Here is a 344-nt window from a genome sequence, read left to right as displayed (position 1 = left end):
GGGGAGGAGACCGACGACACGCCGGATGACGGCAAGGGCGCCGCCGCCAAACCTTGCTTTCGGAAAGCGGCGCGGGCCGTATCCGACATATCAGATCGCCGCCAGCACGCCGGCGCACGATGTGCCCACGAAGATAATATCGACGAAACCCGCCACAGCCCATAGGCCCACACGGGGCGCGCCGAAATGCGCCATGGCTCCTCAGCAAAGCCGCCTTTTGACCATCAATTGCTTCAGCCCGGCGTCCGATGGTTGTAGTCGTGCGGCTTGGGCATGGACCCTGAACAGGAACGGGGTGGCGACCATCGCCCAGCCGCGCGGGCGGGTCATGGCATGGATGTTCT

At 64.8% G+C, this 344-nt stretch carries 1 pseudogene; it reads right to left on the bottom strand.

Annotated features, from left to right (window positions below):
• Nucleotides 1-239: 239 nt before the first annotated feature.
• Nucleotides 240-344: pseudogene (locus EN869_RS35425) on the bottom strand (SAM-dependent methyltransferase); the annotation flags it as partial.

This window comes from Mesorhizobium sp. M2D.F.Ca.ET.226.01.1.1 (genome assembly GCF_004022705.2).
Taxonomy (GTDB): domain Bacteria; phylum Pseudomonadota; class Alphaproteobacteria; order Rhizobiales; family Rhizobiaceae; genus Mesorhizobium.
Note: the sequence above shows the minus strand (reverse complement) of the source record. Positions and strands in the feature narration are given on the sequence as shown.